General features: G+C 43.2%; 10 protein-coding genes. 6 read left to right on the top strand and 4 right to left on the bottom strand.

Going from position 1 to position 13490, the window contains the following annotated elements:
• Positions 1-35: 35 nt before the first annotated feature.
• Entirely contained in the window at positions 36-2624 is a 2589-nt protein-coding gene (locus tag BLT94_RS08265) for an FAD-dependent oxidoreductase (RefSeq protein ID WP_175530304.1), read from the bottom strand.
• 253 nt (positions 2625-2877) lie between these two features.
• Here BLT94_RS08265 and BLT94_RS08260 point away from each other — a divergent pair, with 253 nt between their 5' ends.
• Positions 2878-4584, top strand: coding sequence for an FAD-dependent oxidoreductase (locus tag BLT94_RS08260; protein ID WP_092232614.1), 1707 nt, complete (start codon positions 2878-2880; stop codon positions 4582-4584).
• A 154-nt stretch (positions 4585-4738) separates the two neighbouring features.
• Here the strand turns inward: BLT94_RS08260 and BLT94_RS08255 are convergent, their stop codons facing one another.
• Complete coding sequence (locus BLT94_RS08255; RefSeq protein WP_092232611.1) at positions 4739-5614, bottom strand: rhomboid family intramembrane serine protease; 876 nt, start codon at positions 5612-5614, stop codon at positions 4739-4741.
• A gap of 414 nt (positions 5615-6028) precedes the next feature.
• Between BLT94_RS08255 and BLT94_RS08250 the strand changes: the two genes are divergently transcribed.
• Positions 6029-6679 (top strand): flagellar brake domain-containing protein, encoded by a 651-nt coding sequence (locus tag BLT94_RS08250; RefSeq protein ID WP_092232607.1) that lies wholly within the window; start codon positions 6029-6031, stop codon positions 6677-6679.
• Between the two features lie 266 nt (positions 6680-6945).
• Positions 6946-7755, top strand: a complete 810-nt coding sequence (locus BLT94_RS08245; RefSeq protein ID WP_092232604.1) for a fumarylacetoacetate hydrolase family protein — start codon at positions 6946-6948, stop codon at positions 7753-7755.
• 84 nt (positions 7756-7839) lie between these two features.
• Here the strand turns inward: BLT94_RS08245 and BLT94_RS08240 are convergent, their stop codons facing one another.
• A complete protein-coding gene (locus tag BLT94_RS08240) occupies positions 7840-8331 on the bottom strand; it encodes a Spy/CpxP family protein refolding chaperone (protein ID WP_092232601.1) in 492 nt (163 codons plus the stop codon).
• Positions 8332-8593: 262 nt separating this feature from the next.
• Here BLT94_RS08240 and BLT94_RS08235 point away from each other — a divergent pair, with 262 nt between their 5' ends.
• From BLT94_RS08235 to BLT94_RS08225, 3 genes are read left to right on the top strand one after another with little or no spacing between them, the layout of a single operon-like run.
• A complete protein-coding gene (locus BLT94_RS08235) occupies positions 8594-10405 on the top strand; it encodes a PAS domain-containing sensor histidine kinase (protein WP_092232598.1) in 1812 nt (603 codons plus the stop codon).
• A gap of 56 nt (positions 10406-10461) precedes the next feature.
• Positions 10462-11808, top strand: coding sequence for a sigma-54-dependent transcriptional regulator (locus BLT94_RS08230; protein ID WP_092232595.1), 1347 nt, complete (start codon positions 10462-10464; stop codon positions 11806-11808).
• A 4-nt stretch (positions 11809-11812) separates the two neighbouring features.
• Positions 11813-12010: a hypothetical protein gene (locus BLT94_RS08225; RefSeq protein WP_139169004.1), complete on the top strand. Its 198-nt coding sequence runs from the start codon at positions 11813-11815 to the stop codon at positions 12008-12010.
• Positions 12011-12012: 2 nt separating this feature from the next.
• Here BLT94_RS08225 and tyrA read toward each other — a convergent pair whose 3' ends face one another.
• A complete protein-coding gene (gene tyrA / locus BLT94_RS08220; RefSeq protein ID WP_092232589.1) occupies positions 12013-13155 on the bottom strand; it encodes a bifunctional chorismate mutase/prephenate dehydrogenase in 1143 nt (380 codons plus the stop codon).
• Between the last annotated feature and the right edge of the window lie 335 nt (positions 13156-13490).

Genomic DNA, 13490 nt, shown 5'->3' with positions numbered 1-13490 from the left:
AAACCAAGATGAAAGACCAGGTCTGCGCATGGCAGTTATTCTGATGCATTTGCAATAATGCGTTTGAATTTTGCGGTTTCATTGGCTGCAACAGGTTCCCACATTATTTTGGATGCCGCAACTCCCGGAAGACGCGATACGTTGTTCACGCTGGTCTCGGCAACACGGCTGCCAGCAAAAGAACGGCAGTTTTCTTCGTGGCACCCGCTGACAATCACTTGTGCAGCACCGTTTAAAAGAGCTTTTAAAATGATGTCGCTGCTGATTCTGCAGACACAGGGAATTTTAATCAATGTGATATTATCCGGCAGGCAAAGATTGTTTGCAGCAAGGGCAGCCGACCGTTCGCAGGCCAGGATGACAATTTTGTTTGTTTCAATTTTTCGGGCAATCAGGTCATTGCTCAGTTCTTTTGACTCAATGGCATATGCCGGGCAGTTGGACACACAAAGATGACATGAAAAACATGAGTTTGGTACAATCTGGGGCCGGTTTTTTTCATTCATGACAATGGCGCCATGAGGGCAGATCCGTATACAGGTAAGACATTGGGCACATTTTTTCTGATTTATTTCAACCCCGGTATCTATTTGAGGTGAATCCAATTTGGCCTGATCCAATTTAGTCCAATAAGGGGCCTGGGAAGAAAGTTCAGATAAAATATCTTTTATTTCATTGTTTAAATCCTCCTGGTCTGTCTCGTCATGACCGCTTCCGGCAAAAAAGATGCCTTTTCTGGAAGACCTGGTCAACCTGTGGCGGGTGTTGGCAGATTGCAGAAAGCCTTGTTTGTCAAGGGGCTGCCGTAGAAGGGCTGCAGCATCTTTAAATTCTGTGCCGGGAAGGACGACCGGGGGCAATACAAGGCAGTCACAATTGAGGTTCAGCTCAATGAAAGGCAGGGTGGCCTCTTTGAGTTTGATTGAAAAGCCGTTGCCTGAATCCCGGATATCAATGTCATCACTGGTTTCAAATCTGAGAAAATCAACACCTTGCTGTCTGGCCGTGTCGTAGAGGCGCTGGCCGGATTCTCCGTGTACCAGCATTTTGTTCATGATGACAGAGATGTTTTTTCCCAGCGATCGTGCTTTGATGGCAGTATTAAGGGCGAGCCTTGCAGATGATTTGAATTCAGGGCCGTGATAATCCAGCAGGACGGCAATGTTGTCCGGGCAATCATCAGGTGTTTTCTCAATCATTTGGGAGAGTGCATCAAGACTTGCGGGCTTGTTGGTCAGGCCTGAAAGCGGCTTTTGTGACTGTATGGGCTCATGGGCCGCAATGATGGCGGCGCAGGTCAATGTTGTTTTTTTACTCCCAATAGATTTATCAAAAGAGGATTCATCAAAAGGAGATTCATAAAAGATGGAAAAGTTTCCGGCAGTGCCGGATATGGAAATAAGTTTGCTGTTGTTCAATATTGTTACCTGGGTATCATCGCAAAGATTTGTTCCCGGTCCGAAAAGATAGGTGCTATATCCTTTTGCAGCGATCGCCATTGCGGTCTGGTCGGCCTGTGAACCTTGTCCGAAAACCGCAATGCCCGGTTTCTTGTCGTGTGTCAACCCAAGTTCGTCAATTATCCTGGCTGCTGCCATTCTGCCATCCTGTTGAGAGGCAAGTATGTCTTTGGGGCCCTTGGCACACCCTGCAACACTTACATCAGCTGACAGCATTGCCTGGTCTGTATTGAAAAAACCCCATGAATTGGGGCTTATGCCCAGCAGCTTTGCTGTGTTCTCAAGGTTCTGGGACGGCTGCATGCCAACGGACAGAACAATAAGATCAAAGGCTCTGGCAATCCTGGTTTGATTTTTTGGGGTTTGATTTTTTGGGGCTTGATTGTTTTTAGTTTGGTTCTCTTTGGCTTCCGTCATGATGGTCAGCATCTTGGTTTCCGCATCTTCAAGTATTTCAGCAGGAACGCCCTGGATCAGCTCAATATTTTTAGAAAGGGTGCTAAAAAGGGGTCTTACCTCTTTGCCAATGATCTGAAGATCCATGTGGAAGAGGGTGATATCGGCCTCAGGGTAAAGATGAACCAGTTTGTTGGCATGGCGCATGGAGATTTTACAGCAGACCTGGGAACAATAATCTTTTCCCTGTTCACGATTCCTGGACCCAACGCACTGGATAAAGGCGATTTTTGGGTCAGCTTTTCCGTTCAAGTATTCTGAAAGGGTTTCTTCTTTCAAAAGGGTATTTAGCCGGGCCGTGGTAATTACGTTTTCATATACATCATGGTGAAGGGACTTGATCTGAACAGGATCAAAAGGTGAAAATCCTGTGGCCAAGATGATTTTTTCAACAAAAAAGGTCTCTTTGTTGTTAAGGCCCACCTCATACCCTTGGTCTTTTTTGATCAGGGTTTCAACCATGGCATCAAGGTGACAAGTCACATTTTTCTGTTTCAGGATCTGATCTGCCATTTCAATACTCAGGCATGCCCCGCAGTTTTCACAGCTGCCGGTTGCCATGCATGCCCACAGGGCGGCATGCCCGCCAAGGGTGTCGTCTTTTTCCACCAGGTGTACGATAACATCCTGATGGGAAAGGGTTTGCGCCGCAGATATTCCTGCAACGCCCCCTCCTATAATCAGGATACTCGGGGTTGTTTTTTTCATATGAATTTTCCTTACCGATCCAGAGGTTTTAAAAATTTGTTTTTTAAAAGAGATCATGTGCTTTAAGATGGCATTTCCAAAATATAAAAAGAACAGGTATGATGTCAAACGATTATTGTTTTTAAATCGGATGTGTTATTTTATGGAGATTTCAAATTTGAAATCTTTGATTATAATAAATATGGAATAACAATAAAAAGGTCACTTGTTTTGTAAAAACATGGTTTTAATCAGAGTGACAAAAGGGAGTAGAATGGTGAAACGCGTTATTATTGTCGGAGCGGTTGCTTTGGGGCCCAAAGTAGCCTGCAGACTTAGAAGACTTGATCCTGAAATCCAGATTACGGTTGTAGACCGGGATAACCTTATTTCCTACGGGGGCTGCGGCATTCCTTATTATGTGGGTGGGGATATTGCTGACATAGAAGGGCTTTGTTCAACTTCATCCCATGTTGTAAGAGACCCTGAATTTTTCAGAACCTGTAAAGGTGTTAAAATTATGCCCGGGGTTGAAGCCATGGGTATCAACAGAAAAGAAAAAAAACTGGATATTCAACATCTGTCAGACGGGAGAAAAGAATCCCTGGAATATGACAAACTCGTGATTGCCACAGGTGCAACACCCTTCAGACCACCAATCCCCGGGGCAGACCTTCCCATGGTCTTCACGGTGTCAAATCTTCATAATGCCAAGGACATCAAGGATAAAATTTCAAAGGGCCATGTGGGAAAAGCCGTGGTCATCGGTGCAGGTGCCATTGGTATTGAAATGGCTGAAGCGCTTACCGATCTGTGGGGGGTTGAAACCACCATCATAGAAATGGCGGATCAGGTTCTGCCTACGGCCCTGGGAAAAAATATGTCAAAAGTTGTGGAAAATCAGCTTGAAAAACATGGTGTCAAAGTAATGCTGTCTGAAAAGGTGGAATGCATCAATGGTGATGCCGACTCACAGGTCACCTCGGTTGAAACTAGCAACGGCACCATGGAATGTGATATGGTTGTGCTGTCTGCGGGTGTCAGGCCAAATACGAAGTTTGCCGCAGATTCGGGCCTGGCCGTGGGCCTTTCCGGTGCCCTGCTGGTGGACAGGTGTATGAAGACAACTGATCCCGACATTTATGCCGGGGGGGATTGCGTCGAGCTTAGAAATCTTGTGAGCGGCGAAAATATGACCATGCCTCTGGGATCTCTTGCCAACAGGCAGGGCAGGATCATTGCCAACAATATTCATGGCAGGGCAAGTCAGTTCAACGGAACCGTTGGGACTTTTTGCATCAAGGTTTTTGACATGGGGGTTGCCACAGCAGGGTTGACATCTGATCAGGCAAAGGCAAACGGTTTTGATCCGGTTCATGCCATTGTATCACAGCCTGACCGGGCTCATTTTTATCCTTCTGCCCAGCTTATGTTCATCAAACTGATTGCGGACAGTAAGACTAGAAAAATTTTAGGAATCGAGGCTGTGGGCGGACAGGACGATGCCATCAAGGCCCGTGTTGATGCGATTGCGCCTTTATTGCAGCTCGGTCTGAATGTGGATGATGTGTGTGTGCTTGAAACAGGGTATGCACCGCCGTTTGCATCTGCCATGGACATTATCAACAACGCGGGCAATGCGCTGGACAATATCCTGGAAAATCTGAACAAGCCCATAGATGTTATTGATTTTGTGGAAGCGTTTAAAAATGATGAAATCAAGGTACTGGATGTCAGGGAGCCTAAAGAGGCGGAACCGTTTGTTGAAAAATACCGGGACCGCTGGATGAATATTCCCCAGTCTGAACTGCGGGAAAGATTTAATGAAGTGTCAAGAACAGATCCTGTATGTCTTGTGTGCGGTACAGGGGCCCGCTCTTATGAATGCCAGACCCTGTTTGTCCACAACGGATTTACCAATACAATAAATGTTCAGGGCGGCCATGCCATGATCAGTATTATTGATCCTGAATTCATCTGAATTCGCTTGCGTTAAGTTTTAGATACAACGGTCTCAAATTTTTTTTTGAGGCCGTTGTTGTTTTGTTTTCAGGGACACATTTGAATGGATTTTTTGTCTGAAACTGCCCATGGATCACAGAATAAAATAAACTGTTGCCTCAAGTCCGGGTGTCCTACATCTGCGTTGCAGATAAAAGCGCTGCTGCAATTATAAGCAGGGAGATGAACAGTGCCATGGTATTTTTTTGAGGAAAATTGATCGTTCTGTTCAAAGGAAAAAAAAAGATGCCGGACAACACTCCGCAAAGGAAACCAAAAACATGTGCCCACACATCTGTTCGCTCTCCCTGGCTGAACATGCCGACCAGAACGGCACCGGCAATCATGGGCAAAAGCGTGTTCCAGCGAAAGGGTTTTCCTGTTTGCGTTATCCGGAAGGCCACAAGAAGCCCGGCTGCTCCCATGACGGATGTGGATGCGCCAATGGAAAGATGGGCGGTTTTATGAAAATGGGCATTGATAAGATTACCGGCGGTTCCGGTAAACAACAGCATAAAAGGTCCTGCGCCAAATCCTGAAAGACTTATGACAGGTGCCCCGAAAATGAGCAGGCCTGCCATATTTCCCAGCAGATGACGGGCATCCGAATGCAGCATCAGGGCTGTAACAGCTCTGTAGGTCTCTCCCTGGAGGATGAAAAGAGCTGATACTCCATATTTGAATATCATATCCTCGTGGATGTGATATTCAAGGCAGCTCACATGAATCAGGCAGAGAAGCCCCATGATAAAAAAAGCAGGAATTGATTTAAAGGAAGATATTGGAATTTGCTGCAATTGCTGTTTGAGCCTGTTATATTTATTTTCTTTATAATATGCCTCAATCGTTGCCAGGGCTTTTTGTCGGTCTTTGGAGCTTACCAGGATATCAAAGGATTTGTGTAAACCTTCTGCATGTGCCTTAATATTTTGAGAAGTCAAAATCAGGATAATCAGATCTGCCTTTTCGCCGGAAAGGCCGGCAAATAACTTTTCTAAATCCTTGCTCATGGGTTAAAGGGTTTTACTCTTTTGGAGCAATGGTTTTAAAATGATAGCCACGGCCATATTTGGTCTTTTTAAGACTTTACTATAATTTAAAACAGTGTTTTTCATTTTAAATTGTATATAAGATTATCAGGAGAAAAGAAATATGCAAATATTCGGATTTAAAATTAATGGCAATAAAATTGATAAGGTGTATTTTTTTGCTGATTTGAAATAGCAAACCTCAAGGGATTGCTTATTGAACAAAATTATTGTGGTTTTTATAATACAGGTAATCAATTCTGGTGTAATACAATAAAATGTGATACCTGATTTTAGTTGGGTGTATAAACTATTTTTAACTGATGAGAAGATGAAAATCATGGTTATTTTTTCAAAGTTATCATACTTTTATTTTTAAAAAAGATTGATTCTATTATGGAAAAAAGAATAAACAACGGCAGGGACCTGATTTGTGATATTGATATTGGAACCAAACTTAGCATTAAGATTGAAGACATTGCAATTCCCATTACCAGCAGCTTTGTGGGTATGGAAAAAGGGGAATATTTTATACTCAAACAACCGTCTCCTTTTTCCACTATCAAGCCTAAACTTTTTCCCGGTAATCAGCTGATTGTTAAATATCTGTCAAATGGTATGATATATGTTTTTGCCAGTAATATTATTGAGACTCTTTCCAAACCGATCCGTGTTGTTATTTTAGAATACCCTGCCAGGGTTATTGAGCGAAAACTTCGTTCGGAAGACAGGGCCGGTTGCAGTCTTGCAGCCGGTATCGTTTTTAAAGGTACGCCCAAGAATGTTGTTATCCGGGATATTAATATGACAGGCTGTCGTATTGCAGTCACATATAAGCCCAGCGAGAAAAATCATATTGCAAGGAAGTCAGACGCTTTGAAAATATCCATTCGCTTGCCTGGAACAAGCCGGGATATCATGATTGCCGGAATCGTCAGAAATGTCCAAAAGAAAGGTCTGTCCGTATCCTACGGTGTTCAGTTTGATAATGTTCCTGTTGATGTCCGGGACAGTATTAAAAATTATATTGCAACAATTCAGATATAGGCATATCAAATATTTGTAATATTAGAAAATTTGACGTTCCGGTTAAGGAAAGACCGGTCAATAGTTTTTTAAAATTTCCGCTCACAGGTTTATTTTTATATGAAAGTCTTCAAAAATCCAAACAGCGACTTTCATGTTTTATTGTGGGCAAACCGGAATGAAATACCAGGTCTGCCCGTGGCAGTTATCTGAAGGAATTTATAAATAGTTGGAATCAAAACTATTTTGTTTTTAATTGTATATAAAATTATCAGGGGAAAATAAACATGCAAATATTAAGGTTTGAAAGTGATGACAATAAAATCTATACAGGGTGTGACTTTGATAACGGCAAAGCATCCGTGATTGAGGGGGATATTTATTCTGATTTTTTCATTACGGAAAAACAAAAACCGGTTAAAACATTTTTACCGCCGATTTCTCCGGCTGTTATTTTCTGTATTGGTTTGAATTATAAGCTCCATGCAAAAGAGACCGGCATGGCATTGCCGAAATATCCGGTGGTTTTTATGAAAAATATCAGTTCTGCAGCAGGCCATCTGGAGGATGTCAGGATTCCGGCCTCCTGCGTAAAAGTTCCGGAAGTGGATTATGAGGCCGAGCTTGCCGTGGTCATCAAGAAAAAAACCAGAAATGTCTCTCCGGAAAAGGCGCTGGATCATGTCCTGGGATACACTTGCGCCAATGATATATCCGCCAGAAGATGGCAGAAGCATGGCGGCGGCGGGCAATGGATAAAGGGGAAAAGCTTTGACACCTTTTGTCCCCTTGGCCCTTGGCTTGTGATTGCAGATGAACTTGACGCCCCGGATCACCTGGATATTGAATGTGTGTTAAACGGTAATACCATGCAGAAAAGCAATACCAGCGACATGATTTTTTCAGTGGGCCAAATCATTTCTTATCTGTCTGAGTCAACCACCCTGGTTCCGGGAACCCTTATTCTTACGGGAACTCCCAGCGGTGTCGGATTTACCAGAAAACCGCCGGTTTATCTTGCTCCCGGGGATGTGCTGGAAACAAAAATCGAAAAAATCGGTGTGCTGAAAAATCAGATAAGCCTTGACCGGGAATAAACACGCCTTGAACAAGAATAAAAAAACCGCCCGAAAGATGGTGTCATCCTTTCGGGCGGTTAATATCGCAAATCATATCAGCATTTAATTGTTATACCTTCCACAGCCCTGTCCCTGTAATCCTCTATGGCAGCCTTTGCCTGACCATCCGTCATGTCCCCGGCCAAAACCCTGACCCATATTCAGTCCGGGAGCGATCTTTTTTGCTTCCAGTTGAAAGTCGATTTGTTTATCTCTTAACTTTTTTTGCAGGTCTGCAAGATCCTGGGAAAAGCTGTCCAGCTTTGCTCTGTCAGGCTGGGAGGTTTCCATAAGCAGTCTCATTTCCTGCTGTTTTTGAAATTTTTCAGACCGGAGTGCATAGGTCTCGTCAATGAATTTTTGCCGAAGGGTGTTGAGTTCATCTTTTTGTTCTTTGGACAGATCGTTCCACATGGCCTGTCCTCCATATCCCGGGCAGTTTTGATTAAAACCCTGGCCCATTCTTTGGCCTTTGGCCGGTCCCCATGCAAATACGCTTCCTGCCACCATGGCAACCATAAGTAAAGAACTGATGATAAGAGTTAGTTTTTTCATAATAATCTCCTGTTGTTATTGGTTTGTTTGTCAAGTGATCTTTTTGATCGTTTTCTGAAATAGATTAAAGCAAATGGTGTGCCATGAAAAATAATATTTCCTAATTTATTGAATTCCAAGGTTATATTGAAAATAATGTGAAATAAGAGATTGATAGTGAATTTGGTGTAGTGTATACTTTTTACCCATATTAATGTATCCAGTTGGATATAAAATACCCGGAATCAGGGTGTCTGAAAATTAATGGAGACTTTGAATAAAAATGAAAAAACATGCGGTTTTTTTTGTATCACCCCTTTTGATGGCAGGTGTGCTATTGATCCTGCTGCCTATCTTTACACTTATGACCCTGGACCGGCTTGAACGGCAAAAGGAATTTTCTTTTCAAAGGCTGCTGGAAAAGGGAGTCTCTTTGATCAGGACCTTTGAGGCAGGAACAAGAACCGGGATGTTCACCATGCGGTGGGGGGCACAAAGAATCCAGGCAATGCTGTTGGAAACCTCGTTTCAGCCTGAAGTTGTTTATATGATGATCACCTCAAAAGATGGCCGTATACTGGCACATTCGGATGCCTCCATGGTAGGGCAAATTTTTGATGCCATGCCGGATACGGCTAAGATAAATGAAGATACTGCAAAGGTCTATCACAGGGTCAGGCAGCAAAAAGACAAGGATGAGGTATTTGAAGTGTTCAAGCGGTTTGTGCCGGTACGTCCACGATTCAAGCGCGGACATATGCGGATGCACGGCATGCCGATTCATCCGCAGGATAACCTTCCAAACCGGCAGGAGAGCTTTCAGGACCGGCAGGAGAGGCAAAGAGAAACAATGGACTGGAGCCGGCCGTATCTTCAGGGCCATGGTGAAGAACTGACGGAAATGGCGGAGCATTATCTTTTTGCAGGGCTTTCCATGGAACGAGAAAAATTTGCACGGACCAGGCTTTTAAAGGAGACGGTATGGCGCGGGACATTCTTTTTTCTGCTGGGATGTACCGGAATGGTTGCATTGTTCGCATTCCAGGCATACCGTTCTGCCAGGGCATCTTTGACCAGCGTAAAGGCGTTTTCCGATACTGTGATCCAGAACATGCCGTCAGGACTGGTGACCATGAATTTAGATCATGACATCACCTCGGTTAACCGGTCTGCAAAAAAAATCTTTGGCGGGGATTTAACATCGTCGTTTCCGCAATTGGTTGAATTAATTGAATTGATTGATGAGATGACCAGCTCCCAGGAGATGGTCAACCGGGAGATCTCTCTTAAAAGTGTTAGCGGCAGTAATATTCGCCTGGATGTCACAGCATCTCCTATCAGGGACAGTGAAAATCAAGTCATGGGATTTTTATTTCTTTTCAGGGATCTCACCCAGATATGGGAGTTGAAAAAACAGGTGGAAACAAACAAGCGGCTTGCCGCCATCGGAAAGCTTGCAGCAGGTGTTGCCCATGAGATCCGAAATCCCTTGAGTTCCATCAAAGGCTTTGCCACCTATTTCAGCAAGCGGTATGAAGATAATGCCACAGATAGTGAGACAGCCCTGATAATGGTCAAGGAAGTTGAACGGATAAACCGGTCCATTACTCAATTGCTTGAATTTGCAAAACCCATGGTGGTTGAAAAAAAACAGGTGGATCTACATGATCTGATTGATCATTCCCTCAAACTCGTTCACCATGACCTGGTTCAAAAAAAAATAGACACCAAAGTCGATATTGATTTAAAACAACCGTTTATTTGTACGGATGGCGACCGTATGAATCAGGTGCTGCTAAATTTATATATCAATGCCATTCAGGCATTGGGGGACCGGGGGCGACTGGAAATCCGGGTGCAGGATGCTGCCAAAATACCGGGACACATTGAAATAAGGGTGATGGATAACGGCAGCGGTATTGATGAACAGGATATGGACCTGGTTTTTGATCCTTATTTTACAACCCGCTCCACAGGAACGGGGCTTGGGCTTTCAATTGTTCACAGGATAATTGAAAACCTTAACGGCAGCATCCGTGTGGAAAGTACAAAAGGGCGCGGCACCTGTTTTATTATTAATTTGCCGGTTTCATAAAAGAAAAAAAGCCGGATATAACAGCCTGAGGATAAAATTCAGAGGATAAAAAACAAATGAAAAAAATACTTGTGGTTGACGATGACAGGGCACATGCCATGATGCTCAAAACCTTGATGACGGATTGGGGGTATCAGGTTCTTCTGGCAGATGACGGGATAATTGGCGTGGAAATGGTAAAAGCACAGCCTTTTGATTTGATTTTGATGGACATGAAAATGGTGAAAATGTCGGGAATGGAAGCTTTGCAGCATATAAAAGCTTATAATCCGTCCCTGCCGGTGATTATCATGACTGCCTATTCATCGGTTCAAACCGCTATAAAGGCCTTGAAAATAGGTGCTTATGACTATCTGACCAAACCCCTGGATTTTGATAAACTCAAACTTACCATTGAACGTATATTTGAAAGTATTTTTTTGAAAACCGAAAATCAGGATTTGAAAACCCGGTTAAAGGCGCGATCCTTTGACCATGATATTATCGGCAAAAGCCCTGCCATACTTTCTTTGCTGGATACCATCCATATGGTGGCCCCCACGGATGCCAATGTGCTGGTTACAGGGGAATCCGGAACCGGCAAGGAGCTGGTTTCATCTGCCATTCATTTTAATTCGTTGAGAAAAGATCAGCCTTTTGTGCGAATCAATTGCGCTGCCATCACGGAAACCCTTCTGGAATCAGAGCTGTTCGGTCATGAAAAAGGAGCCTTCACCGGTGCGGACAGAAGAAGGAAAGGAAAGTTTCTGCTGGCTGACAAGGGCAGTATTCTGCTGGATGAGATTGGTGAGATGAGTCTTGGCATGCAGGCAAAATTGTTGAGGGTGATCCAGGAGAAGGAAATTACACCCGTGGGAAGTGATCAAAACATTAATACGGATGTTCGGATTATTGCGGCAACCAATAAAGACTTAAAAAAATGGTCTGAACAGGAAAAATTTAGACAGGATTTATATTATCGGCTGAATGTTGTGACTGTTGAAATACCTGCGTTGAGAGAAAGAAAAGAAGATATTCCAACCCTTGCCCTTCATTTTCTGGAAATGTTTGCAAAGAAAAACAAACGTGATATCAAAGGTTTTTCACCCGATGCCATGGATGCCATGATCAGGTATGGGTGGGAAGGCAATGTCAGGGAGTTGATGAATAGTGTGGAAAGGGGGGTTGTGCTTGCCAGGTCCGATTTTATCTGTCTGGAAGATCTGTCCTTTGCCACAATCAAAGAAGCAGACAGCATTGATGCAGGAACGGACTTTGGAAACATCAGGCTGTCACAGGTAGAGCAAAAAGCCATTCTTTCCACTCTTGAATCCGCCGGCGGCAACAAGAGTGAGGCGGCCAGGAGACTTGGGATTACAAGAAAAACCTTATTTAAAAAATTAAAACAATATGGGAAAATCTAAATCAATGAAGACTTTAAAAACAGATATCAAACTTAAGGACTGCATGGTTGAAGCCATTGGGGGCATATCAGACTTTATCACCCGGACAACAGGGACAAAACCTGAACAAGAAGAAATTGCCGCAGCACTATCAAAGTATTTCGTGCTAAAGGAAATACTTGAATTTATTCAAATGGAACGGCAGGAAAAAAAAGACCAATAAAGTTAAAACCGTTCCGTAAGCTTGTTGATTAAAAATGTGCTTTCACGCATGGCCTGTTCACTGAACGGGCCAAACCACCGGGCAATGTGTTTGAATTTTGAAATAAAGAGGTCTTTATCATTTTTTTCCAGCATTTCAAAATGCTGGCTTAAAGAAGAAATAAACTCTTTTAAAAGATTCCGACGTTCCGGGGTCGCAAAAATTATTTCCGCATAAAGCGAGCTGTCCTGGGCAAATAAGCGCCCTACCATTCCCAGCTCAAGGCGGTAAATCGGGCTTGAAAATTCAAGGGTTCTTTCAAGAGGTGTGCCCCGTTCATATAAAAACTGCCCGAAACAGAACGTGGCGAAATGGCGAAGTGCCTGGACAATTTCCATTATTTCGTCATGCTCTGCAGCGCTGGATTCAACAATAATCCCCCCCCATAGCGTAAGCTGTTCTTTCAGCCACTTGCAGCTGTCTGAATCTCTTCCCGGTGTGACCACAATGATCTGTTTGTCAAGGGAACCCGACGTGGGTCCGAATATGGGATGAAGTCCTGTCACAGGTCCCGGATGGGCAGCAAGCATTTTTTCCAATGGTTTGGTTTTTATGCTGGTCAGATCCGCAAGAAGGGTTTTGGGTTCAAGAAAGGGTACGATCTGTTCAATAATAGTTTCGGTTTTTTCAATGGGAACTGAAATCAGGCAAAGATCAACGTTTTTGCAAAGTTGTTTTGCATTGTCCCAATCTTGTCTTGTAAGGATTTTAACGTCATAACCGGATTTGAGAAACAGTGAAGCAAAAAATCTTCCCATCTGGCCCGCCCCCCCGACGATCAGTACCTTGGCACCCGGTCTGATGCCTTTGTGTTCCATCTGGCCGGTCTGCTCGACACGGGACTGCCTTAAAATCACCCGGTAAAGGTCTTCCATGAAATCCGGGTCAAGATTGGCGTTTTGTGCCTGAATTCTCAGTTTTGAGATCAGATCTTCTTCCCTGGCAGGATGATATACGGGTATCTGGTGTTTTTTCTTTAGCTTGACCACATGTTCAACCTGAGCATGGCGTTGCTTGAGAAGGGAAAGAATTTGTGAATCAATGTTATCTATTTTTGTTCGTAACGGAATGATTTTTGTGTTAAATGTTTGATCGTCGTTTCCCATATTATCTCTTCTTTTAAATCGTTAACCCCAAAATGGCATGAATTATCACTAAATTATGATAATTTCAAGAACAATTGATGGTTTTAATGAACCAATGCTGTGGCCAGGGTTAATTATCCAAAGGGGTGCAGGATTAGAGGGTGATGTATTATAAACGTTTTAAATATTGTATGACCATGATTTTTATATGGATTTTATTATGAAAATAGTTTAAATAAATAAAATCACTCTTTAAAAATAAAAAATCCTTTAACGTGATTCTCAATTGGCCTTTTTCTATTTAAGATATCGCGCTTATTTCAATTTCACCTTCACATGAAAATGGCTGAATAGGA

This window comes from Desulfobacula phenolica, from assembly GCF_900105645.1.
GTDB lineage: Bacteria > Desulfobacterota > Desulfobacteria > Desulfobacterales > Desulfobacteraceae > Desulfobacula > Desulfobacula toluolica.
The sequence above is the reverse complement of the archived record's forward strand: the minus strand, read 5'-3'. Positions and strand labels throughout refer to the sequence as shown.